This is a genomic window from Streptomyces sp. 142MFCol3.1 (assembly GCF_000424945.1).
In the GTDB taxonomy this organism is placed as follows: domain Bacteria; phylum Actinomycetota; class Actinomycetes; order Streptomycetales; family Streptomycetaceae; genus Streptomyces; species Streptomyces siamensis.
This window is the reverse complement of the sequence record NZ_AUKV01000043.1, coordinates 41,255-64,674: the sequence shown is the minus strand read 5'-3', so window position 1 is coordinate 64,674 and position 23,420 is coordinate 41,255. Positions and strand designations below refer to the sequence as shown.

Sequence of the window (23,420 nt, the reverse complement as noted above, 5' to 3'; positions counted from 1 at the left end):
TCGTACGCGTTCAGCCGTACGCGTTCGGCCATAGGTGCTCGGCCGCGGGCTCGGCGCCGGCGAGCCGGGGGTTCAGCTGAAGGAGTCGCCGCAGGCGCAGGAGCCCGTCGCGTTCGGGTTGTCGATCGTGAAGCCCTGCTTCTCGATGGTGTCCACGAAGTCGATGGACGCGCCGCCCAGGTACGGAGCGCTCATGCGGTCGGTGACGACCTTGACTCCGCCGAAGTCCTTCACGACGTCGCCGTCGAGGGAGCGCTCGTCGAAGAAGAGCTGGTAGCGCAGGCCGGAGCAGCCACCGGGCTGAACGGCGACGCGCAGCGCCAGATCGTCGCGGCCTTCCTGGTCGAGCAGGGCCTTGACCTTGGCCGCTGCTGCGTCGGACAGGATGATTCCGTCGCTCACGGTGGTGGTCTCGTCCGATACGGACATCTGCTTCTCTCCCGGGTTGTACGGAGACTGCTTGCCGACGGTTGCAACCGGCGGGGCCGCGGATTCATTCCGGGCCGTGCACGTGTCTTTTCTGCCTTTCCGTATTCATGCTCGCACATGCCCCTGCGCGCGGACAGCGCCCTGTGGACAACCCCACGGACACCTCCGTGTCACCTGCCGTAGAGGCGACCAGGATTCACGTCACATCGACGCTATGGACATCGTCAACGTGACGTGAAGCGGTTATGATAGATAGCGTCAATTCGACGAAAAGGCATTGTTCCGCCGGACCCGCACCTACGGGCCCGGCGAGCCGCAGAACAGAAAGGGTGCGTGTCGTGACCACCGCCCAGACCCAGGAGCTCGACGTACAGCCGACGCCCCTCGCCCTGCTGCTGCTCGGCCGTGAGGCCGACCCGAAGAGCGAGCGGGGTGTCGAGTGTCCCGGCGACCTGCCCTCGCCGTCCGACCCCGACCTGGTCGAACGCGCCCGCGCGGCCAAGGAGAAGCTCGGCGACAAGGTCTTCGTGCTCGGCCACCACTACCAGCGCGACGAGGTCATCCAGTTCGCGGACGTCACGGGCGACTCCTTCAAGCTGGCCCGGGACGCGGCCGCCCGCCCGCAGGCGGAGTACATCGTCTTCTGCGGTGTGCACTTCATGGCCGAGTCCGCCGACATCCTCACCGGTGATGACCAGAAGGTCGTCCTGCCCGACCTCGCGGCCGGCTGCTCGATGGCCGACATGGCCACCGCCGAACAGGTCGCCGAGTGCTGGGACGTGCTCACCGAGGCCGGAGTCGCCGAGCAGGTGGTGCCCGTCTCCTACATGAACTCCTCCGCGGACATCAAGGCGTTCACCGGCAAGCACGGCGGCACCATCTGCACGTCGTCGAACGCCCGGCGCGCGCTGGACTGGGCCTTCGAGCAGGGGTCGAAGGTGCTCTTCCTGCCCGACCAGCACCTGGGCCGCAACACCGCCGTCCGCGACATGGGCATGTCCCTCGACGACTGCGTCGTCTACAACCCGCACAAGCCGAACGGCGGGCTCACGGCCGAGCAGCTGCGCGGCGCGAAGATGATCCTGTGGCGGGGCCACTGCTCGGTGCACGGCCGCTTCTCGCTGGACTCGGTGAACGACGTGCGCGAGCGCATCCCCGGCGTGAACGTCCTCGTCCACCCCGAGTGCAAGCACGAAGTGGTCGCCGCGGCCGACTACGTGGGCTCCACGGAGTACATCATCAAGACCCTGGAGGCGGCCCCGGCCGGCTCGAAGTGGGCGATCGGCACGGAGCTCAACCTCGTACGGCGACTGGCGAACCGCTTCGCGTCCGAGGACAAGGAGATCGTGTTCCTCGACAAGACGGTCTGCTTCTGCTCGACGATGAACCGCATCGACCTGCCGCATCTGGTCTGGACGTTGGAGTCGCTCGCCGAGGGCAACCTGGTCAACCGCATCGAGGTGGACCGCGAGACGGAGCAGTTCGCCAAGCTCGCGCTGGAGCGCATGCTGGCCCTCCCGTAGGTCCTGCGTGTGCACCCGAAAGGGGCGCCCCTCCGGTGGAGGAGCGCCCCTTCGGCGTCGTACGGGTCGGACCTGGGCCGGCTCCGGCTCCTCGGAGGCCTGCCGGGGCGGCACCCCGGCGAAGGCCCGCCCGCCTGTGGACCCATTTTGCTTATGCGGTCCGTGCTCCAGGCGCAGCACGCAGGGGTGGAGCTCAGTCCACCCGGGGACGGACCAGCCCGGACTCGTACGCGATGACGACCAGCTGCGCCCTGTCGCGCGCGCCGAGCTTCGCCATGGCCCGGTTGACGTGCGTCTTCACCGTCAACGGGCTGACTTCGAGGCGCTCGGCGATCTCGTCGTTGGAGTGACCACCCGCCACCTGGACCAGCACCTCGCGCTCGCGCCCGGTCAGCGCGGCGAGCCGTTCGCCGCGGGCGGGGTCCCGCTCGTCGTCCGCGCCGGGGCCCTGGGCGAGGAACTTCGCGATCAGTCCCTTGGTGGCCGCCGGGGACAGCAGCGCCTCGCCGCCGGCCGCGATCCGGACGGCGTTCAGGAGCTCCTCGGGCTCGGCCCCCTTGCCGAGGAAGCCGGACGCGCCGGCCCGCAGCGACTGCACCACGTACTCGTCGACCTCGAAGGTCGTCAGCATGACCACCCGTACGTGCGCGAGCCCCGGATCGGCGGTGATCAGCCGGGTGGCGGCGAGACCGTCCGTGCCCGGCATCCGGATGTCCATCAGCACCACGTCGGCGCGCTCGTCGCGGGTGAGCCGCACCGCCTCCGCGCCGTCGGACGCCTCCCCCACGACCTCCATGTCGGGCTCGGAGTCGACGAGCACACGGAAGGCGCTGCGCAGCAGTGCCTGGTCGTCGGCGAGCACGACGCGGATGGTCATACGGAGTCCCCCAGGGCAGTCGTGCGGTTCTTGACCGGAAGGATCGCATGGACCCGGAAGCCGCCTCCGTAGCGGGGACCGGCCGTGCAGCTGCCGCCGAGCGCGGTGACCCGCTCGCGCATGCCGAGCAGCCCATGTCCGCCGCCTTCCGCGGTCCCGTCCTGCGGGCCGGGTCCTTCCTCCCCGGCGGGGCCGCCGTCCCTGCCGGGCTCGGCGCCGCCTCCGGGCCCGCCGTCGAGGACCGTGACCTCCACGTTCGGTCCCACCCGTACGACACTGACCTCGGCCTTGGCGTCCCGTCCGGCGTGCTTGCGCACGTTCGTCAGGGCTTCCTGGATGACGCGGTAGGCGGCGAGGTCGACGGCCGCGGGCAGGCTCGGGCCCTGGTCGCTGCGCGCCACCTCGACGGGCAGACCCGCGTTGCGGAAGGTGTCGGCGAGCTCGTCGAGCCGGGCGAGGCCGGGAGCGGGCTCGGTGGGCGCCTCGGGGTCCCCGGACTGCCTCAGCAGCCCGACGGTGGCGCGGAGTTCGTTGAGCGCGGAACGGCTGGCCTCCCGCACGTGGGCCAGGGCCTCCTTGGCCTGGTCGGGCCGCTTGTCCATGACGTGCGCGGCGACTCCGGCCTGCACGTTGACGAGGGCGATGTGGTGGGCCACGACGTCGTGCAGGTCGCGGGCGATCCGCAGCCGCTCCTCGGCGACGCGGCGGCGCGCCTCCTCCTCGCGGGTGCGCTCGGCACGCTCGGCGCGCTCCCGGATCGCGTGCACGAAGGCACGCCGGCTGCGCACGGCGTCCCCCGCGGCGGCGGCCATGCCGGTCCAGGCGAAGACACCGAGGTTCTCCTGCGCGTACCAGGGCATCGGGCCCGCGAGCATCGCGACCGCGGTCAGGACGGTCATGGTGACCAGCCCGACGCGCCAGGTCGTGGGGCGGTCGGTGGTCGAGGCCACCGTGTAGAGGGCGACGACGGCGGACATCGCCACGGGGGCGCGGGGGTCGCCGGTCACCAGCTCGACCAGGGACAGGGCCACCGTGGCGGCGAGCACGGTCATCGGGGCGCGGCGGCGGAAGACCAGGGCCGCGGCGCCGAGCACCATCAGGGTGAGTCCGAGGGCGCCCGGGGTACGGGCGCCCCAGCTCGCGCCGTTCTCGCCGTGCGGGTCGACGAAGGAGCCGGCGACCATGCTGACGAGGACGCCCGCGGCGAGGGCGGCGTCCAGGGCGAGGGGGTGCGCGCGGAGCCAGTCCCTCGTGCGCTCGATGGTGCTCACGGCCTTACGGTACGGGGGCCCCGGCGGGCTTGGAACGGGTGCTGCCGTCGCGGGCACCGGGACCCTGCCGGAAGGAGTGCCGGACGCCACCAGGCCTGTCGCCGGAGCAGGTGCGGGGCACCCGCCGGCGTACCGCGGGAGGGGGCCGGAGGCCTGCGATGCGCCTGCCTGCCGCAGTACCGGCGAAGTGCGCGCCCGCACCGCCGGAGGAAGAGCGCCGCGGGAGGAGCGGCGGGGCCGGACCCGCCGATGCCCCGGCGCGCCGGCCGGGGGCGTGTCGGAGTGCGCGCCGGCCACGGCCGGGCTGCGACGGGCGGAGGGGGCGCGGACCCCGCGCCGACGCACCGCCGCAAAAGACGCCGGACGCCGGCCGGGGTGGACGCGGACGCCCGCCGGAATGCGGGCGGCGTGCGCGCCGGGAGCCGGTGCGATGTGCTGCCGGAGCGAGTGCCGGGCCCCGGCCGGAATGCCGTCGGGTCCGGGAGGCGCCGCCCGGCCGCCTTCGTAGGGGCGGCCCGGCGGGCTCGGACGTCGGGCGGACGGCCGGTACTCGCCCGCGGCGGTCCGTCCCGGTCAGCCGGGAATCAGACCGTCGTCGCTGAGCATCTCGCGGACCTCTTCGAGGGTCGCGTCGGGCGAGGGGAGGATCAGGTCCGACGGCTCCAGCGAATCGTCGGGGAGCGGAGTGCCCAGGCGGTGTACCGCCTCCAGGAGAGCGACCAGGGTGCGGCGGAAGCCGGACTGGTCGCCGCCCTCCAGCTCGGTGAGCAACTCGTCGTCCAGCTTGTTCAGTTCGGTGAGGTGGCCGTCGTCCAGCCTCACCTGCCCCTCCCCCATGATCCGTACGATCATGTCGCCCTCCTCAGGCGTGGGTCACTGCTTGTCGAAGCGGGGTGTGTCCTGCTGCTGCGACTGGGAGGACTCTCCCGTGCCGCCCTCGATCGCCTGCTGCGGCGAGGACCCGCCGGCCAGCTCCGCCTTCATCCGCTGCAGTTCCAGCTCTACATCCGTACCACCGGAGAGCCGGTCCAGCTCGGCCTGGATGTCGTCCTTGGCCATGCCGGACTGGTCGTCGAGGGCACCGGAGGCGAGGAGTTCGTCGATGGCGCCGGCGCGCGCCTGGAGCTGCGCGGTCTTGTCCTCGGCACGCTGGATGGCAAGGCCCACGTCGCCCATCTCCTCGGAGATGCCGGAGAATGCCTCCCCGATCCGGGTCTGCGCCTGGGCCGCCGTGTACGTCGCCTTGATCGTCTCCTTCTTCGTACGGAAGGCGTCGACCTTGGCCTGGAGCCGCTGGGCCGCGAGGGTGAGCTTCTCCTCCTCGCCCTGGAGGGTCTGGTGCTGCGTCTCCAGGTCGGTGACCTGCTGCTGGAGGGCGGCTCGGCGGGACAGGGCCTCGCGGGCCAGGTCCTCACGGCCGAGGGCGAGCGCCTTGCGGCCCTGGTCCTCCAGCTTGGAGGACTGGTTCTGGAGCTGGTTGAGCTGCAGTTCCAGGCGCTTGCGGGAGGTCGCCACGTCGGCGACGCCACGGCGCACCTTCTGCAGCAGCTCCAGCTGCTTCTGGTACGAGTAATCGAGGGTCTCGCGCGGGTCCTCGGCCCGGTCAAGGGCCTTGTTCGCCTTCGCGCGGAAGATCATCCCCATACGCTTCATGACACCGCTCATGGGCTTCGCGCGCCCCCTTCTGACGGACTCCAGCTCCAGGTACTGCAACAGAACCCACAGTACGGGCCCTGCATCCATTACCGCACTGTTCGGGGACGGATGCGCTCATCCCCAAGGACGACTGCGTACGGCACCGCTCCGGCGTAAGGAGTAGGTGGCACTCGGGGTCGGCCCGGGCACAACGTCCCCTCTGTCCCACTACAGACGTACGGTGTTGCCGGATCGTTCCCCACTCGCACCACGTCCATGCCCGCGAACCCCGTACCCTTGGGTTTTGTGTTCCGTAGCCGTGCCAAGGAAGAGAAGGCCCCCGCCGACAAGGCGCAGGTGACCGACTCCAAGCAGCCCCGTGACCCGCAGGCCCCCAAGGGTCGCCCCACGCCCAAGCGCAATGAGGCCCAGACCCAGCGCCGCAGCGTCGCCAACACGCCGACGACGCGCAAGGAGGCGGCCAAGCGGCAGCGCGACGACCGCCGCGCCGCGATGGAGCGGCAGCGCCAGGCGCTGGCCAGCGGCGACGAGCGTTATCTGCCCGCCCGCGACAAGGGGCCGGTGCGCCGCTTCGCGCGTGATTTCGTGGACTCGCGGTTCTGCATCGCCGAGTTCTTCCTGCCGCTGGCGGTGGTCATCCTCGTCCTCAGCATGGTGCGGGTCGGCTCGCTCCAGAACATCGCGCTGCTGCTGTGGCTGGTCGTGATCGTGCTGATCGTGCTCGACTCGGTCGGCATCGCGTTCCGTCTGAAGAAGCAGCTCACCACCCGCTTCCCGGACCAGCCCAAGAAGGGCGCGGTCCCCTACGCGCTGATGCGCACCCTCCAGATGCGTCGACTCCGGCTGCCGAAGCCGCAGGTCAAGCGCGGAGAGCGGCCCTGAGCACGACGTCTTTCTCCGGGGGCGCGGCGGACGCCTGGCTGAACAAGCTGGGCGCCCTGCGTGATGTCGTACGACAGGAGCTGGTGGCCCGGCAGCTCGACGAGCAGATAGCCGGACGCTTCCCGGTGGGGCAGCGGCTGCGGGTCCTCGACGTCGGGATGGGCCAGGGCACGCAGGCGCTGCGGCTGGCCCGTGCCGGGCATCAGGTGACCGGGCTCGAACAGGACGCGACGATGCTGGCCGTGGCCCGTGAGGCGCTGGCCGCCGAGCCCGAGGGCATCCGCGGCCGGGTCCGCCTCATCGAGGGCGACGGCCGGGAGACAGGCGTCCACTTCCTGCCGGGCAGCTTCGACGTGGTGCTGTGCCACGGCGTCCTGATGTACGTCGAGGAGCCGGACGCGCTGCTGGCGGGTCTGGCCCGGATGCTGGCGCCCGGCGGGCTGCTCTCGCTGCTCGTCCGCAACGCCGACGCGCTGGCGATGCGTCCCGGGCTGTCCGGGGACTGGGGGACGACGCTGACCGCGTTCGACACGACCGCCTACACCAACCGGCTCGGGCTGGAGGTCCGTGCCGACCGGCTCGCCACGCTGACGGCGGCGCTCGCCGGGATCGGGGCGCCGCTGCACGCCTGGTACGGAGTGCGGGTCTTCACGGACACGGCGGCGGACGGGGCGGCCGTTCCACCGGACGTGGAGACGCTGCTGGCCTGCGAGGAGCGGGCCGGGCGGACCGATCCCTACCGTCGGGTGGCGGCACTGCTGCATCTGTGCGGAGTGCGTGGCTGACCGACCCGTTCGGGTGCGTATCGCGGGTCGGCCCGCAAGCCGAAAAGGGACACTTCGGGCATGGCCGATTCCCGTGGCGCCGCCCGCACACCCACCCGTGCCCGTACTCCCCGCATCGTCGCGCTCCTGACCGCTCTCGTCCTGCCGGCCGCGCTGCTCGCCGGCTGCACCGGCGACTCCGCCTCCGCCACGAAGGACGGCATCACCACTCAGGCGCAGGCTCAGGCACCGCGCGTGAGGGACGACCTCCAGGACGACTACCTGAAGGTGATCAGGGACGTCCTGCCGTCGGTGGTGCAGATCCAGGCGTCCAAGGATCTCGGGTCGGGTGTCGTGTACGACGACAAGGGGCACATCGTCACCAACGCGCACGTGATCGGGGACGAGAAGACGTTCAAGGTCACCGTCGCCAATGACAAGGACGAGCTGACGGCGACGCTTGTCTATGCCTACCCGGAACAGGACCTGGCGGTCGTCGAGCTGGACAAGGTGCCCGCCGGCCTGAAGCCCGCCGCGTTCGGGGACTCGACGAAGGTCGAGGTCGGCCAGATCGTCCTGGCGATGGGGTCACCGCTCGGCCTGTCGTCCAGCGTGACGCAGGGAATCGTGTCCGCGATCGGACGCACCGTCAGCGAGGGCGACGGCGAGGGCGGTCCGGGGGCGACGATCGCGAACATGGTGCAGACGTCGGCGGCGATCAACCCCGGCAACAGCGGCGGGGCGCTGGTGAACCTGGACGGCGAGGTCATCGGCATCCCCACGCTCGCGGCCGTCTCCCAGGACCTCGGCGGGGGCGCGGCGCCCGGCATCGGCTTCGCGATCCCCGCCTCCACGGTGAAGACGATCGCGGACCAGATCGTCAGGTCCGGCAGGGTCACCGAGTCGGGCCGGGCCGCGATCGGGGTCACGGGCCGCACGGTCGTCAACGACAACTACCAGCCCGTGGGCGTCGCCGTGGCCGGCGTGACGAGCGGGGGCGCGGCCGACAGGGCGGGCATCCGGGCCGGTGACGTCATCACCGGGGTCGGCGACGAGGAGATCACCACGATCACCTCGCTCGCCGAGGCGCTCGCCGGCCTGAAGCCGGGCGACCGGACGAAGGTGACCTTCGTGCGGGGCAACCGGGAGGAGACGGTCGAGGTGACGCTGGGCGAGCAGTAGGCCTCGGGCGCGTGCGGCGGGCCCGTGCGGGACTGGCGAGTGTGGCGAGTGTGGCGAGTGTGGGACGAGAGCCTTCGAGCGCCCCGCGCGGGGGCAAAAGCCTTGGGGCGGACGGGACTGCCGCACCGACCGGGCGGGTTGCCGGGGTGCTGCCCCGGCAACCCCGACCGGCCTACTCCGGATCGGCGTGCAGACTCATCGGTCCGTAGATCTGCGTGCTGTCCTCGAAGAGGAACACCTGGTCGGCGCCACCCTCCACGAGGTCCTTCCACACCTCTCCGATCCAGGACTCGGCGTCCCCCTGCGTGGTGAACTCCTCGGGCTGCACCGCGGGTTGGACCTCTGTCCCGTCGGACTTCTCGAACCGCCACGTCCATGCCGCCATGTACGCCTCCAAGATGTGAGCACACTGCACAGCGGAAGCCGGACAAGATCCGGCTCCAGCCCGAAGCCTAGCCGGACGCGCAGGACCTGCGGGGACACGGAAAAATCAATGTCGTGGAACTGACTCTGCTCGGCACCGGCGCCCCCGAGGGGCTGCCCCGCCCCGACTGTCCCTGCGCGTCCTGCGCGACCGCGCTCGGCGAGAACGCGCGGGCGGCGACCGCGCTGCTCGTGGACGGCACCCTCCTTCTCGACCTCACACCCGGCGCCGCGTTCGCGGCCGCCCGCGCCGGGCACTCACTGGGCGGCGTGCGGCAGGTGCTGCTCTCGCACCCGCACGACGGGCCCCCCGTCGAGGTGCCGGCCGGACTGCCACAGCCCGGCCGGGTGCCCGACGGGCGGGAGTTGGCGCTGCTGACCGGGCACCGGGTGCGGGCGGTGGCGATGGACGCGCCCGGCACGGGGTACGCGGTGACCGGGCCGGACGGACAGCGGCTGCTGTACCTGCCGCCGGGCACGGCACCCGCCGGGCTCGACGCGCAGACGGACGCGTACGACATGGTGCTCGCCGACGTCGTGGGACGCCCCGACGCCCTGGCGAAGCTGCGTGCGGCCGGCGCGGTCGGCCCGACGACGGACGTGATCGCCGTGCATCTCGACCACGAGGTGCCGCCGGGGCCCGAGCTGCGGCGCCGGCTCGCGGCGGCCGGCGCCCGGGCTGTACCGGACGGCACCACCCTCGACGTGGGCGTCTACGAAGACGTACCGGACGTGCCGCGCCGCACCCTGGTCCTCGGCGGCGCGCGTTCCGGCAAGTCCGTCGAGGCCGAGCGGCGCCTGGAGTCCTTCCCCGACGTCCTGTACGTCGCGACGGGCGGCACCCGCGACGGGGACGCCGAGTGGGCGTCCCGGGTCAGCGTCCACCGCGACCGGCGCCCCGCCTCCTGGCGCACCACCGAGACCTGCGACCTCGTCCCCCTGCTCGCCGAGGACGGCCCGCCGCTGCTCGTCGACTGTCTGTCGCTGTGGCTGACGGACGCGATGGACTCCGTGAACGCCTGGGACGACGCGGACTGGGCCGACGACGGCGAACGGGAGCTGCGCGCCCGCGTGGAGGAACTCGTCGACGCGGTCCGCCGTACCCGCCGCACCGTGGTCGCGGTCTCCAACGAGGTCGGCTCAGGCATCGTCCCGGCCACCGCGTCCGGACGCCGCTACCGCGACGAACTGGGCCGTCTGAACACGGCGTTCGCCGGTGAGTGCGAGCACGTGCTGCTGGTCGTGGCGGGACAGTCCCTCACGCTGCGCGGCTGACCGCGGACCACGGCTCAGTCCGGTCTGCGGGCGATGACGCGGTAGGCGTTGGAGAAGCGGGTGCGGCGCAGGACGGGGGCCAGGGCGTGGTCCACGGCGGACGACACGGCGAGTACCGGGACCGCCGTCCTGGTCAGCAACCGGTGCAGCCGGTGCCGGAGCGGGCTCGGCGGAGAGGGACGCCACGGGACGTCCGGGTCGGGCAGGGCGTGGCCGAGGGCCAGCGCGAGGGCGCCGGAGAGGTCGTGGGGGGCGTGGGGTTCACGGGAGTCCGTGGCGACGATCTCGCAGTCCAGCGTCTCCAGTTCGTCGATCAGGTTGGGCAGGGGCATCAGGTGGAGGTGGCGCGGCTGGCCGTGCGCCACCCACCACTTGCCGAGCAGCGTGCCGAACGCGCTCTCGGGGTCCGGGACTTCGACGAGCAGGTGGCCGCCGGGCCGCAGCACCGTCATGGCGGCCCGCAGTTCCGCGCGCGGGTCGGCGGTGTGCTCCAGGTGGTGGAACATGCTGACGACGTCGTAGCGGGCGCGCAGCCGCTCGGCGACGCGGCGGTCGGTGAGCCGGCCGCGGTGCGCCTCCTCCACCCGGCCGGCTGTCCGCGCCTTCTCCACGCGCCGTGAGGGGTCGAGTCCGTCGAAGGCCGTGTACGGGTGGATCTCCTTGGCCGCGGCCGGGAAGTGCCCGTGCCCGGTGCCGACGTCGAGCCAGCTCTCCGGTTCGGCGTGCGGCAGCAGTGCGCGGGCGGCGAGCCGGTGGCGGCCCCGGCGGCCCCGTACGGCGAGCTGCCGCAGCACGAGACGCTCCTGGGCGTCGTCCTCGAAGTCCCGCTGGTAGAAAGCCAGTCCCTCCGCCGTGAGCCGGGGGTTCTGGAAGGCGTGGGCGCAGTCCCCGCACTCGTCGACGACGAACGTGCCGGGCTTGCACTGCATGAGGTCCGACGTCCGCAGCCGGGTGCGCAGCCGCCGGGAACCGCACCACGGGCAGTCCTGGCGGCGTGGTTCGTGGAAGCGGTCGGTGCCCCGGGCGAGTTCGGCCGCGTAGACGGCGCGGCGCTCGGCGATCGACTGCGGCGTACGGGGCATGGGCGCCTCCTGGGGCGGCGGGACGACGGGGGCGGCGGGACAGCGGGGCGAGGTGGCGGGAGATGGCGGCGCACCGGGACGGACCGGGCACCCGAGGTGTACGACAATCCGATACAAAAGGTACGTAGCGCTTGGCGCTCCGTGGCGCAACGACGTGGCGCAGCCGTGTTCGACCGGTGCCGGTACTGTTCGGCGAATGAGCTCGCTTAATCTCGACGACTTCACCGATCTGATCGAGCGCCCCGACGGCGGTGTGCGGCGTGACGCCGAGGCGCGCCGGGAACGCCAGATCGTGCCGCCCGGAGCACTGGGCCGCCTCGACGACCTGGGTGAGTGGCTGGCGGCGGCACAGTCCGCGGTACCGGTGCGGCCGATCGAGCAGCCGCGCGTGGTGCTGTTCGCGGGCGACCACGGAATCGCCGCGCTGCACGTGTCGGCGCGGCCCGCGGGCACCGCCGACCGGCTGGTGCGGGCCGTCCTGGAGGGCGCCACACCGGCGGCCGTGCTGGCCCGGCGGCTCGGCGTGCCGCTGCGCGTCGTCGACATGTCGCTGGACTGCGACCCGGACGGACTGCCGGGCGAGGTCGTGCGGCACCGGGTGCGGCGGGGTTCGGGACGGATCGACATCGAGGACGCGATCACCCTGGAGGAGGCGGAGACGGCCTTCCGCGCGGGCGTCGCCGTCGCCGACGAGGAGGCGGACTCCGGTACGGACCTGGTGGTCCTCGGCGACATCAGCGTCGGCGGGACCACGGCCGCGGCCGTGCTCGTCGCCGCGCTGTGCGGGACCGACGCGTCCGTCGTCACCGGGCGGGGCGGTCAGGCCATCGACGACCTCGCGTGGATGCGCAAGTGCGCGGCCGTGCGGGACTCCCTGCGGCGGGCCCGGCCCGTGCTCGGGGACCAGTTGCAGCTGCTCGCGACGGTCGGGGGCGCCGATCTCGCGGCGATGACCGGATTCCTGCTGCAGAGCGCGGTGCGCAAGCTGCCCGTGATCCTCGACGGGGTCGTGTCGGCCGCGTGCGCCCTCGTCGCGCAGCGGGTCGCCTTCCGGGCGCCGGACTGGTGGCTGGCCGGGCAGAACAGCGGGGAGCCGGCCCAGGCGAAGGCGCTGGACCGGATGGCTCTCGTACCGCTCCTCGACCACGGGGTGATCGTGGGCGAGGGCGCGGGTGCGCTGCTGGCCCTTCCCCTGGTGCAGGCGGCGGCCGCGCTGTCGGCGGAGCTGCCGGAGGCGCCGGCGCCTGAGACGGAGCCCGAGCCGGAGACGGACGCGCCGGCCTCGGAGGCGCCGGGCACCGAGTCGGAGGCGGAGCTCCCCGAGTAGACGGTTCCGTCGGGGCGGGCCCGCTCGGGTCGATCACCTCGGGGCCGGGGTCCGGCGGGTCGGGTTCCTTCGGGATGGCCCCGCCGGGGCGGGCCTCGCGCCGTTGCACGTCAGGGCTGCTTCCGCCCCGCCGCCCCTGCCCGTCCCGTACCCGGGGCTCCGCCCCGGCCCCCGCTCCTCGAACGCCGGAGGGGCTGATCTTCCGCTCCTGGGGCGGGGGCCGGGGGCGGCAGCCCGCGGGACAAGGGACGCGCAGGGGCGGCGGGGCGGGAAAAGTTGTGGGATTCCTTCCCACCAGGAGTGGGGGGAACCACCCGACACCTCACTCCCTCGCACGCACGACCTCAGCCCATATCATCACCCTTCATGGGAGATGCCCGAATTGCCGCCGTGCAGGAGCGGGCGTCGGCCCGCCAGGCCGACGGGGACCGGCGGTCTGCGCCCGCCTCACGGCGGGCCGCCGTCGCCGTCTGGTATCTGCGAGCCGTCACGTTCATCAACTTCCTGAGCGCCGCGTGGGTGTCGCTCGGACAGGACGTACGACGCCACAACACCGAGAACTTCTTCACGCCGTACCTGCTGACGGCGGGCTTCGCGTCCGGCGTGTTCACGATGTTCCTGGCCATCACGATGCGCCGGCGCAAGCGGGCCGCGTGGATCCTCAACCTCGTGCTCGGCGGCCTGTTCCTGCTGCTGTTCGCCGTCGCGATGGCGTTCCCGGAGATCCGCCGGTACGCGCAGAACTGGGTCTCGCTCACCCTGACGGCGACCTTCGTGGGCTCGCTCGTCGTAGGCCGCCGGGAGTTCTACGCCAAGGGCGACCGGTCGAACCCGAAGCTGGCCGCTGCCGTCGCGGTGGGCGGGCTGCTGGTGGCGTCGCTGCTCGCCACACTGCTGGTCACGGTCACCAACCAGGCGCACGACGCGTACCGTTCGACGTTCCTGGACCGCTGGCGCTACGGCACGCTGCGCCTGGTGTCGGTCGCCGCGGACGACTCCCAACACCCCGGCATCACGATCCCCAACTGGGTCAACGTCACCATCAACGTGCTCAGCACGCTGCTCCTCCTCGCCGTCCTCTACGCGGCCTTCCGCTCGCGCCGCGCGGTCGACCCGATCACCGAGGACGACGAGAAGCGGCTGCGCGCGCTGCTCGACCGGAACGGCGACCGGGACTCCCTGGGCTACTTCGCGCTGCGCCGGGAGAAGAGCGTGGTGTGGTCGCCGACCGGCAAGGCCGCGGTGGCGTACCGCGTGGTGGGCGGCGTCTCGCTGGCCTCGGGTGATCCGCTCGGCGATCCCGAGGCCTGGCCCGGTGCCATCGAGCCCTGGCTCGCCGAGGCCCGTGCGCACGGCTGGATCCCGGCGGTGATGGGGGCGAGCGAGGAGGCGGGCACGATCTACTCGCGGCACGGCCTCGACGCGCTGGAGCTCGGCGACGAGGCCATCGTGGAGACCGCCGAGTTCACCCTGGAAGGCCGCGCCATGCGGACCGTGCGCCAGGCCTACAACCGGGTGAAGCGGGCCGGCTACCAGGTCCGCATCCGGCGCCACGAGGACATTCCCGCCGACGAGATGGCCCACCTCCTGCGGCGCGCCGACGACTGGCGGGACGGGGCGACCGAGCGCGGTTTCAGCATGGCGCTCGGCCGGCTCGGCGACCCGGACGACGGACGGTGCGTGATGCTCGAATGCACGGACGCCGACGGCGCGTTGCGGGCGGTGCTGTCCTTCGTGCCGTGGGGCCCGCACGGACTCTCCCTCGATCTGATGCGACGCGACCGCGAGTCCGAGAACGGGCTGATGGAGTTCATGGTGATCGAACTCCTGCGACGCGCCCGGGAGATCGGGATCAGCCAGGTCTCGCTCAACTTCGCCATGTTCCGGTCGGTCTTCGAGCGCGGCGCACGGCTGGGCGCGGGACCGGTGCTGCGGCTGTGGCGCTCGCTGCTCAGCTTCTTCTCCCGCTGGTGGCAGATCGAGTCGCTGTACCGCGCCAACGCGAAGTACCGGCCCATCTGGGAGCCGAGGTTCCTGCTGTTCGAGAAGAGCGCGGACCTGCTGCGCATCGGTGTCGCGTCCGCGCGCGCCGAGGGGTTCCTGGAGGCGCCGGGGCTGCCGAAGTGGCTTCATCGCCGGCACCTGGAGTCGCACCGGCGGGGGGCGATGTGAGCGATGCCGCGGGGGCTGCCGGATGAACCGGCCCGCCCGCTGGGCCCGTGCGGAATGGGGGGCGCTGTACGACACGGTGCGCCGGGCCCTCGCGGCGAGGCAGTGGCGGGCGGCCCCCATGACGATGGCGGCGGTCTGCCTGACGGCGGCCTTCCAGTTCGCCCAGAACCGGTCCTGGGGCTACCGGTTCGTGCAGAACGTCGGTGCCGTGCGGGTCGAGGACCCGCTGTGGCTCGCCCTGCTGCGCACCCCGCTGTCCCTCTTCGTCCCGGCGCTGGACCTGCCGGTGTGGGGTGCGCTCGTGCAGATCCTGCTGGTGTTCGGGATCGCCGAGATCTGTCTGGGCCGGTGGCGCACGCCGGCCGTCGCGTACCTCGCCACACTGGCCGGGACGCTCTACGCGCGGGTGGGCGTCGCGCTGGGTCCGCAGAGTGCGCTGGGGCTGCCCGGTGCGGACGCCCGGGTCGTCGACGCCGGGCCGTCGGCGGCGGTGGTGGGCCTGGCCGTGTTCCTCGGCTGGCGCTACAGGGCGTATGTGACGGCGACGGTGGTGACCGGCGCGATGGTGGTCGAGGTACTGCTCAAGGAGAACCTCGCCGGCAGGGAACACCTCGCGGCCATCGCCGCGGTGCTGGTCGTGTGCGGGGTCTGCGAGGCACGTCAGTGGCGGCCGGGCAGGGAACGGGCGGGTTCGGGATCGGGATCGGGTTTGCCGCCGATCCAGTCCTGAAGCCTGCGGCTGGGGCCGAGCCAGCGGCGGTCGTGGTGGTAGGCGCGCAGGCTCGATCTGGCGCGGGCGCGCGGCCGTTTGCGGTAGAAGCGCTTGGCCCACGGCGAGCCGGGGCGGGCCAGCCGGATCGCCCCGACCAGGGCGACGAACGGGACGATCACGCCGAAGATCGCGGTGCGGGCCTTGCCCTTGCTGAGGGCGAGCAGGGCGAAGAGGAAGTTCAGGGCGACGGTGGCGATGACACTGCCGCGGTCCTGGAGTTCCTGTTCGGTGAGGTCGTTGACGCCGAACGGCGAGAAGCCGCTGAGCACAAGGCCGACGAGGGCGGCCGTGACCACCACGACCTCGACGCTCTTGCGGCCCTCCTCCGTCCAGTAGACGTCGTGGAGGTGCAGGATGAGCGCGAACTCGTCGAGCACCAGGCCCGCGCCGATCCCGAACACCACGGCGCAGGCGCAGGCGCCGAACCCGTACCGGCTGCTGGCCACCGCGCCGAAGCCGCCGATCACCGTCAGCACGACGCCCGGCACCACGTGATGGATGTGCAGGTTCCCGGCCTTGACGTTGCGAAAGGGACCCTTGCCCGCGCGGATGAGCCGGACGATGACGCGGGTGATCACGAAGGTCAGGACGAACGAGGCCAGCGCCAGCAGCAGGGGCAGCTTCCCCGGCTCGACGAAATTCCGGTACAACCAGTGACCCATATGCGCACTTTACTGGCATAGAGGGGGACTTGTTCGCGACGACCGCCTCGGCCGACGTGCTTTTCGGCCGCGATCCCCGGCCTGCCCCGGGGCCGTGCGCGAGGTCTCCGGCCGCCTCCTCCGCTGCCGGAGCGCCCGGGTACTCTGCGCCGGTGTCCACGACCGCGCCCAAGTCCTCCCTCTCCGACGGCCTCCGCTTCGCCTTCGGCACGCTCACCGTGCTCCCCGTGAAGGTGACCCGCTGGGACCGTGACGCCGCCCGGGACGGGATGCTGTGCGCGCCTCTGGCCGGCCTGGTGGTCGGGGCGGGCGCCGCCCTGCTCGGCGTGGCCCTGCTGGCCATGGGCGCGGGGCCGCTGCTCGCCGCCGTGGCGAGTGCCGCCGTACCGGCCGCGCTGACCCGCGGCCTGCACCTCGACGGCCTCGCCGACACCGCGGACGGGCTCGGCAGCGGCAAGCCCGCCGAGGACGCACTGCGGATCATGAAGCAGTCGGACATCGGCCCGTTCGGCGTGATCACCCTGCTGTTCGTGCTGCTCGCCCAGGTGGCCGCGCTCTTCCAGGCCTACGACGCCTCGTGGGCCCGGGGCGTGCTCGCGGCGGTCGTCTCCGCGGTGGCGGCCCGGCTCGCGCTCACGCTGGCCGCCCGCACGGGCGTGCCGCCGGCCCGTCCCGAGGGTCTGGGCGCGGCGGTCGCGGGCACCGTGCCGGTGCGCGGCGCCCTGCTCGTGACAGCGGTGGTCGTCGCCACGGCGGCGGGCGCGGGCACGCTGCTGGGGACGTACGACCCGGTGCGCGCCGCGGTGGCGGTGGCCGCCGCCTGCGCGACGGCCGAACTGCTGCTGCGGCACTGCACGCGCCGCTTCGGCGGCATCACCGGTGACGTGTTCGGCGGGCTCGCCGAGACGGCGGCGACGACCGCGCTCGTCGTCGTGTCGCTGGGCTGACACCACGCCCAGGCCGGCCCGGCCCACGGCTCGGATCGCCGTTCCGTCACCACTGTCACCACGGTGGAACGAACCCCGGAGAACGGCTCCTGCGCCCCGTCACCCCCCACTAGTCTGAGCCGCCGAACAGACACGGATCGTGATCGGGGGACGTCTGTGCCGAAGACTCGGCGTTTCATGGCCTGGTTCATCGACTTCGCACTGGTGCTCGCGGCTGCGTCCGCGCTGGCCGTGCTCACCTTCCACCGGATCTCGGCACTCGTGACGGACGTGCCGGACCTGGCGACACGGGGCGGCTGGGACATCCTCACCTCGCGCGGCGACGTCCTCGACGCCTCCGAGGGCTTCGGGCTGTCCCTGTGGCGCAAGGTGGTCCGGGACGTGGAGCAGGCCTTCGGACTGCTGGTGATCGCCACCTTCCTGTACCAGTGGGCGGCGCTCGCCCTGACCGGACGGACGCTCGGCAAGGCGCTGCTCGGGCTGAAGGTGGCTCCGAGCCGGCCGCGCCGGGCGGCGCTGCGGGCCGCCGTCACGACGACGGCCGACGTCGCCGTGTACGCGCTGGCCTGTGTCCTGCTGGTCGAGGGCGCGTTCGTGCTCTCGGTGCTGGTCTGGGCCGTCGCCGTCGCCGTCTTCCTGATCAACGCGCTGCCCGTGCTGACGCCGGCCGGCCGGTCCCTGGCCGACCGCGTGGCCGGGACGGCGGTCACGGGTCTGGGGCTCGGCACGGCCGCCGCCGTCCCCGCACCGCCGCCCGCCCCCACTTATCACTGAGCGGCTGGACCGGAAGGCGCCCCGGCCATCCGCCGGCGGACGGCGGGGCGGGCTCCAGGCCGTACGGCAGGGCGCCCCACGGGTGGGCACCGGTCCCGGTGACCAGCCATGCGGCGGGGCGGACGCGGGGGTGCTCGTAGTACGGCACCAGCAGGGTGCCCTGGATGTTCATCGGTGCGCGGTCGCCCTTCCCAGCAGACTGCAGACGAGCCCGGCCTGTACCGCGGCCGCCGCGCCGTACACGGCCGCCGCCACCCAGTGCGGGCCGCCCGGGTGCGTGACGAGCCAGGCCGTCCGGGCGAGCGCCGCCGCGCAGCAGACCGACGCCGCGCCGACGACTGCGCGGAGCGACTGGAGCAGCAGCCCCGTCCAGAGGACCACGCCCAGCAGGAGCAGTGCGGCCAGGCGTACCCCGCCGAGGCCCCGCCCGTGCGGCCACACGGCGGAGACGGCGAGGGCGAGGCCGAGCAGCACGGCCAGGTAGCCCGCCAGGCACACGGCCAGCGTGCGTGCCGTGCTGCGCCGGAATGCCCTCGGCGTGCTGCTGGAGCGCAGTCCCGCGAGGCTCCCGCTGCGGAAGCGGTGCAGCAGCCATTCGGCGGGCCCCATGCTGAGGGTGAGCGCCACGGCGGCGGGTGCCGCGACCGCGCTGCGGCCGCCTGCGAGGACGTCCCCGAGCGCCGCGTACAGCACGAGGACCCCGCTGCCCAGGCCGAACAGGGCGTACGGCACGGAGCCGGCCAGTCCGGGTGCCGCGGTGCGCGTTCGGAGCGGCGCCGCGCCGAACGCCCCGAAGGGCAGCAGCGCGACGAGGCCCGCCTTCCATGTGCCGCCGCCCGACTCCTTGACGGCGGGGGCGACTTCGCGCAGCGCGAGCGCCATCACGGCGGCCAGGGAGCCCAGCAGCAGAAGGGTTCCGACGGGCCCGGGCACCGGGTGCGCCAGGTCCAGGAGCGCGCCCGCCGTCATCGGCAGCAGGGCGATCAGCAGAGCGCGTTCTCGGCCGGTCACCAGCAGGACGGTGGCCGCGCCCAGATAGCAGGACTGCCCGGTGGCGAAGACCGCCACGGCCGGGTGGGCGGTGCCCGCCACCGCCACGGCGACCAGGGCGGCGAGCAGCGCACCCGCCGGCGCGCCGAGGAGGAGACTGCGGCGGGCGGCGGACCGGTCGCCGAGACCCAGCCAGGAGTACGCCCGGTGGGCCAGTCCCTGATTCCAGGTCCAGCCGCACAATGCGCCGGCGAGCAGCGGGACGGTCCCGGCGGGGAGCCCGAACGCGTCCTTCGGGCCGGCCAGGAGGGGCGCCCCGAGGACACAGGCGAGTGCCGGGAGGGCGAACACGACACCCCGCAGCAGACAGCCCAGCAGGCCGACGGCCCACGGGTCGCGGACGGGAGCGGCCGGCTCCGGGTAGTGGCGGTCGACACGCGCGTACAACTGCTCGGCGAGGGCGAAGGAGTTCTCCACGCCGTAGTGCTCACGGATCCGGCCGTCCGACATGCCGTCGGACTCGAGCAGGGCCGCCACCTCGTCCGGGTGCACGGCGGACGCGATGAACTCCTCCAGCCGTTCGGCGAGTTCCTCGACCGGATCGGGTCCTGCCCAGCTCGGCGAGCGGCGCTGCCGGGGCAGGGACAGGATCTCCTCGTGGGTGCCGGGCGGCACCCGCAGCGATTCGCTCACCAGCCGGTCCCGTCCGTGGCGACAGTCTGGTACCAGGGGTCGCGCAGTTCGACGGTCCAGTCGGCGACGGTCTCGACGGCGGGCTCGTACACCTCTGGCTGTCCGGCGAGTTCCTGGTAGATCGTCCGGAAGGCGTCCACGGAGCGGCGCAGCGTGAACCGGTCGATCACCCGGCTGCGGGACAACTCGCCCAGCTCCCGACGCCGTTCGTCGTCGCGCAACAGGGTGAGGGCCGCAGCGGCCATCTTCTCGGGTTCGCGCGGCGGGACCACGAGACCCGTGTCGCCGACCGCCTCGCGCACTCCGCCGACGTCCGTCGACACCGTCGTACGGCCGCAGGACATCGCCTCGATGATCGAGAAGGGGAAGCCCTCGGAGATGGAGGAGAGCATCACTACGTGACCCGCCGCGTACGCCCGCCACACCTCGCTGACGCGGCCCTCGAAGGTCAGCCCGTCCGTCGCGCCCAGCTCGGCGCCGAGCTTCTCCAGGCGGGTGCGGTAGGCCTCCCCGCCGGGCGGGACCGGGCCGAACAGCCTGAGCCGGGTCTCCGGAAGCTCGGCGCGCACCATGGCGTACGCCCGCAGCAGGGTCTCCAGGTCCTTGATGGGGTCGACGCGGCCGCACCAGGTGAGGGTGGGGACGTCGGGTTCCGGTCCGGCGTGCGGGAAGGCCTGCGGGTCGACGCCGTTGTAGACCGTGCGGATCCGGTCGGAGTCGGCGCCGCCGCGCTCCTCCCAGCGCCGGTTGTACTGGTTGCACGGGGTGATCAGGTCGGCGGCCCGGTAGCCCAGCGAGTTCAGCTCGCGGTAGAAGGCGAGCATGAACGCCTTGACGGGCCAGCGCTGTTCGTCGCCGCGACAGCCGAGGTAGCGCTCGCGCAGATAGATGCCGTGCTCGGTGAGCAGGAACGGGACGCCGTCGAGGTGGTGCGCGGCCAGCGCGGGCAGGGTGGCGAGACCACTGCTGACGGCGTGTGCCACACAGTCCTCGGGGATGCGGACGCCGAGCGGGCGCAGCGCGTGTTCCAGCAGGTCCGTCGCGGTCAGCGCGTCGTGGACGGTGGGCCGGGCCTCGGCCGTCGGCAGGTGCGGCAGGGTCCAGATCCACATCAGCGAGCGCAGCGCGTCCTCGGTGCGCAGGGCCGCCGACAGGCCTCCCGCGCGGGCGAGTTCGGCCAGTTCGTACAGTGCCGCGCCGAAGTCCTCGGACGTGTCCGGGTCGAGGACGGCGAGCAGCAGACGCTCGTAGGCCTCGGTGAAACGGCGCCGGGACCGGCCGCGTGGCGCCCGCGCCCGCCCCGGCCGCGGGCCCCAGGTCGGGACGGATGTGTGCCGGTAGACATTGGGCGGCAGCTCCCAGGTCACGGGTTCGCGGCCACTGCCGGTGAGCGAGACGATGTGGAAGTCGACCTCGGGCATGCCCTTCACGAGCTGGTCGCACCAGGTGCTGACGCCGCCGTGGACATGTGGATAGGTGCCTTCGGTGAGCATGGTGACATGACGGCCGTTGCGCATCATGCGTGTTCCCCCCTGTGCCTGTTCGTTCTGGGGGAACCGTCGCCCCCAGACCCCCTGATCCCTGCTCGGAGCGCACCCCGGCCGCTGCGGGCCGGGGTGCGCGTCGTGCGGGTGACTGCCGTCCTACGCGGAGGGCAGGGTGAGCTTGAGAGCGGACTGCAGCAGCTCCGGCGTGGTCCAGGCCGAGCGCTTGCCCCCGTACGGCGTCCCGAACGCGGTGGTGCCGATGAGGAGCTGCTTCCTGGTCCCCTCGGGAGCCGTCACCGGGATCTGCGTCCCGGACGGGGCGGTGACGGTGACGGTCGTGCCGATCCGGTAGGCGGTGACGCGGCCGTTCGCGACCGCGGTCTGCCAGGCCGCCCGGCGCTGGAGCTCGGTGCCGACGGCGCTCTGGCGGGGGTTCTCCAGCGGGGAGTTGTCGGCGTAGATCGCCTTGTAGCCGTCGAGGACCTTGTCCAGGACCGGGTACAGGATCCGGCCCTCGGCCAGGTTGGACTGGTGGACGTAGTGCGGGCGCGGGTCGTTGCCGATGGCGTGCCCGAGCGCGATGCGGGCCTCCTGCGGGACGATGTACGAGGCGTAGCCGGTGGCGGTGTCGAGCGGTGCCGGCAGACAGGTGGACGTGGCGTTGTTCTCGCAGATGCCGCTGCCGCCGTCGGCCTTGGACGTGTAGATCCAGTTGTACTCGTCGGCCATCTCGGCCGCCGTGCCGACGTTGTAGTACACGTTCATCGGGTAGCGGGGCACGGTCAGCGCGTTGCCGACCGCGCGCTGCGCGGGCTCGCGGGAGTTGTCGGACCCGGTCCACTTGATGCCGTTGTCGGCGAGGGCGCCGGCGAGGTTCGGGTTGTCGGCCGGCTGCTGGGGCAGTGTCTTCAGGCCCGAGTGCTCACCGGTGACCAGTTCGGTGCGGTCGACGGGAAGTCCCTTGCCGACCGCCCAGTTGTAGTTGTTGCGGATCTCCGCCGAGATGTCGGAGCGGCTCATGTACTGGATCGAGCCGTTCGCGTTCTTGGCGCAGGTCCACGGCACGGTCGTGGTGTCCTGGACGCAGCCGAGGAACTTGTGGGTGTAAGTGTGGTTCACCCAGCGGTACTTGGCCTTGTCGGCGAGCAGTTTCGCCGCGAGCGGGTCGATCCCGCCGTTCTCGGTCCTCCACTCCTCGCCGGAGCCCGCGTTGAACACCATGTCGAGCGTGAAGCCGCTGCTCTGCTGCCACTGGGCGGCGTAGGCGGCGTCGTCCGCGGTCATCCGGATGGGCGCGGTCTCCTCGCCGCCGCCCACGCAGTCGATGTCGCCCGGGGTGCAGTTCCGCCCGGTGTCCCAGCGGGCGTCGGGCGCGAACACGTCGTCGACGTGGACGGAGAAGTAGTTGCGGCTCTGTCCGAGGTGCACGCCCTTGGTGAGCCATTCGACGATGCCGCGGGCGAGGACCTTGAACTGCTGCTGGTACTGGTTGTACGCGAAGGTCAGCACGAGTTCCCGGCGCCCGTCGTGCGCGTACTCGCCGAGCATGCTGCCGCCGCCGGGCGCGTCCAGATAGCTGGTGAAGCCCTCCCTCGGATGGGCGGCGTAGCCGTAACTCTCCTGCACCGCCGGGTCGTTGTCCTCGAAGGTCAGCGGTCCGTCGAGGTAGCCGAAGGGGCCCGACCGCCCTGCGCTGGTGACCTGGGTCCGCACGCCGTCGAGCACGCCGGACCAGCCGCCGTTCTGGTCGGTGTAGTCGAGCCCGACCTCGGGGTGCGCCCAGGTGTAGGCGTCGACCTGCGGGATCCCGTACGTCTTCTCGTAGGCCTCCAGGGCCGTCTGCTCGGCGGAGCCCGGGCCGAACGGCGCCTCGTTCGGCAGGACGACGGCCTGGTACTTGGCCCGCGGCGTGCCGTTCACGGTGTCGCTCAGGAAGGCCGCGTCGATGGTCGGGCGGCCCGAGTCGGACAGGTCGACCGTGGTGTACGGGATGCCGGTGTTCTTCAGTTCGGCCGCGATGGCTCCGACCTGGCCGCCGCCGTTGTCGACGACCAGGACCTCGAGGTCGATGCGCGGTGCGGTGGCCGCCGCGGCGCCGGGAGCCCCCAGTCCCAGCGCGAGCAGTCCGGTGGCCGCCACGACGGCGGCCGCGTTTCTCCTTCGGGGCGCACTCTGCGCCATGTGTTGTCCCTCCCCCTCGAAAGATCCTCTTTCAGCCGTTTGGTCGAGACC

General features: G+C 72.5%; 21 protein-coding genes. 10 read left to right on the top strand and 11 right to left on the bottom strand.

Annotation, left to right across the window (positions count from 1 at the left end):
* Positions 1–72 precede the first annotated feature (72 nt).
* Entirely contained in the window at positions 73–429 is a 357-nt protein-coding gene (locus H305_RS0138825) for an iron-sulfur cluster assembly accessory protein (protein ID WP_028805207.1), read from the bottom strand.
* 338 nt (positions 430–767) lie between these two features.
* On the opposite strand from H305_RS0138825, the gene nadA reads away from it, so the two are divergent.
* Positions 768–1,952: a quinolinate synthase NadA gene (gene nadA, locus H305_RS0138820; protein ID WP_078629460.1), complete on the top strand. Its 1,185-nt coding sequence runs from the start codon at positions 768–770 to the stop codon at positions 1,950–1,952.
* A gap of 193 nt (positions 1,953–2,145) precedes the next feature.
* Here nadA and H305_RS0138815 read toward each other — a convergent pair whose 3' ends face one another.
* The 4 genes from H305_RS0138815 to H305_RS0138800 all read right to left on the bottom strand — a co-directional run bounded on the left by H305_RS0138815 (position 2,146) and on the right by H305_RS0138800 (position 5,765).
* A complete protein-coding gene (locus H305_RS0138815) occupies positions 2,146–2,829 on the bottom strand; it encodes a response regulator (protein ID WP_028805205.1) in 684 nt (227 codons plus the stop codon).
* Complete coding sequence (locus H305_RS0138810; protein ID WP_028805204.1) at positions 2,826–4,100, bottom strand: sensor histidine kinase; 1,275 nt, start codon at positions 4,098–4,100, stop codon at positions 2,826–2,828. Before H305_RS0138810 ends, H305_RS0138815 begins: the two co-directional genes overlap by 4 nt.
* 573 nt (positions 4,101–4,673) lie before the next feature.
* Entirely contained in the window at positions 4,674–4,952 is a 279-nt protein-coding gene (gene pspAA / locus H305_RS0138805) for a PspA-associated protein PspAA (protein ID WP_028805203.1), read from the bottom strand.
* Positions 4,953–4,973: 21 nt separating this feature from the next.
* On the bottom strand, positions 4,974–5,765 hold the full coding sequence (locus H305_RS0138800) for a PspA/IM30 family protein (RefSeq protein ID WP_078629459.1): 792 nt from the start codon (positions 5,763–5,765) through the stop codon (positions 4,974–4,976).
* Between the two features lie 246 nt (positions 5,766–6,011).
* Between H305_RS0138800 and H305_RS0138795 the strand changes: the two genes are divergently transcribed.
* From H305_RS0138795 to H305_RS0138785, 3 genes are all read left to right on the top strand, one after another.
* Entirely contained in the window at positions 6,012–6,638 is a 627-nt protein-coding gene (locus H305_RS0138795) for a DUF3043 domain-containing protein (RefSeq protein ID WP_078629458.1), read from the top strand.
* Between the two features lie 83 nt (positions 6,639–6,721).
* Positions 6,722–7,423, top strand: coding sequence for a class I SAM-dependent methyltransferase (locus tag H305_RS0138790; protein WP_028805200.1), 702 nt, complete (start codon positions 6,722–6,724; stop codon positions 7,421–7,423).
* A gap of 60 nt (positions 7,424–7,483) precedes the next feature.
* Positions 7,484–8,584 carry a S1C family serine protease gene (locus tag H305_RS0138785; RefSeq protein ID WP_037766749.1) on the top strand — a complete coding sequence of 367 codons (1,101 nt, stop codon included), beginning with the start codon at positions 7,484–7,486 and terminating at the stop codon, positions 8,582–8,584.
* Positions 8,585–8,756: 172 nt separating this feature from the next.
* On the opposite strand, the gene H305_RS0138780 is transcribed toward H305_RS0138785, so the two are convergent.
* Entirely contained in the window at positions 8,757–8,969 is a 213-nt protein-coding gene (locus H305_RS0138780) for a hypothetical protein (protein WP_028805198.1), read from the bottom strand.
* 113 nt (positions 8,970–9,082) lie between these two features.
* Between H305_RS0138780 and H305_RS0138775 the strand changes: the two genes are divergently transcribed.
* Positions 9,083–10,282: a bifunctional adenosylcobinamide kinase/adenosylcobinamide-phosphate guanylyltransferase gene (locus H305_RS0138775; RefSeq protein ID WP_028805197.1), complete on the top strand. Its 1,200-nt coding sequence runs from the start codon at positions 9,083–9,085 to the stop codon at positions 10,280–10,282.
* A gap of 14 nt (positions 10,283–10,296) precedes the next feature.
* On the opposite strand, the gene H305_RS0138770 is transcribed toward H305_RS0138775, so the two are convergent.
* Positions 10,297–11,364, bottom strand: a complete 1,068-nt coding sequence (locus tag H305_RS0138770; RefSeq protein WP_037766746.1) for a class I SAM-dependent methyltransferase — start codon at positions 11,362–11,364, stop codon at positions 10,297–10,299.
* Positions 11,365–11,560: 196 nt separating this feature from the next.
* Here H305_RS0138770 and cobT point away from each other — a divergent pair, with 196 nt between their 5' ends.
* The 3 genes from cobT to H305_RS53690 all read left to right on the top strand — a co-directional run bounded on the left by cobT (position 11,561) and on the right by H305_RS53690 (position 15,593).
* Positions 11,561–12,691: a nicotinate-nucleotide--dimethylbenzimidazole phosphoribosyltransferase gene (gene cobT / locus H305_RS0138765; protein ID WP_028805195.1), complete on the top strand. Its 1,131-nt coding sequence runs from the start codon at positions 11,561–11,563 to the stop codon at positions 12,689–12,691.
* Positions 12,692–13,057: 366 nt separating this feature from the next.
* Complete coding sequence (locus H305_RS0138760; RefSeq protein WP_028805194.1) at positions 13,058–14,863, top strand: phosphatidylglycerol lysyltransferase domain-containing protein; 1,806 nt, start codon at positions 13,058–13,060, stop codon at positions 14,861–14,863.
* Between the two features lie 22 nt (positions 14,864–14,885).
* On the top strand, positions 14,886–15,593 hold the full coding sequence (locus H305_RS53690) for a hypothetical protein (RefSeq protein WP_028805193.1): 708 nt from the start codon (positions 14,886–14,888) through the stop codon (positions 15,591–15,593).
* Here H305_RS53690 and H305_RS0138750 read toward each other — a convergent pair.
* A complete protein-coding gene (locus H305_RS0138750) occupies positions 15,524–16,297 on the bottom strand; it encodes a hypothetical protein (RefSeq protein WP_028805192.1) in 774 nt (257 codons plus the stop codon). The genes H305_RS53690 and H305_RS0138750 overlap by 70 nt on opposite strands.
* Before the next feature lie 152 nt (positions 16,298–16,449).
* Here H305_RS0138750 and H305_RS0138745 point away from each other — a divergent pair, with 152 nt between their 5' ends.
* Both H305_RS0138745 and H305_RS48315 read left to right on the top strand, forming a co-directional pair.
* Positions 16,450–17,244, top strand: coding sequence for an adenosylcobinamide-GDP ribazoletransferase (locus tag H305_RS0138745; RefSeq protein WP_028805191.1), 795 nt, complete (start codon positions 16,450–16,452; stop codon positions 17,242–17,244).
* Between the two features lie 177 nt (positions 17,245–17,421).
* Positions 17,422–18,018 carry an RDD family protein gene (locus H305_RS48315; protein ID WP_037766743.1) on the top strand — a complete coding sequence of 199 codons (597 nt, stop codon included), beginning with the start codon at positions 17,422–17,424 and terminating at the stop codon, positions 18,016–18,018.
* Between the two features lie 168 nt (positions 18,019–18,186).
* Here H305_RS48315 and H305_RS0138735 read toward each other — a convergent pair whose 3' ends face one another.
* From H305_RS0138735 to H305_RS0138725, 3 genes are all read right to left on the bottom strand, one after another.
* Positions 18,187–19,701: a hypothetical protein gene (locus H305_RS0138735; RefSeq protein WP_028805190.1), complete on the bottom strand. Its 1,515-nt coding sequence runs from the start codon at positions 19,699–19,701 to the stop codon at positions 18,187–18,189.
* Positions 19,698–21,221 carry a GT4 family glycosyltransferase PelF gene (gene pelF, locus H305_RS0138730; RefSeq protein WP_028805189.1) on the bottom strand — a complete coding sequence of 508 codons (1,524 nt, stop codon included), beginning with the start codon at positions 21,219–21,221 and terminating at the stop codon, positions 19,698–19,700. The genes H305_RS0138735 and pelF overlap by 4 nt, the downstream gene beginning before the upstream one ends.
* A 123-nt stretch (positions 21,222–21,344) precedes the next feature.
* Positions 21,345–23,369 (bottom strand): hypothetical protein, encoded by a 2,025-nt coding sequence (locus H305_RS0138725; protein ID WP_051371447.1) that lies wholly within the window; start codon positions 23,367–23,369, stop codon positions 21,345–21,347.
* Positions 23,370–23,420 lie beyond the last annotated feature (51 nt).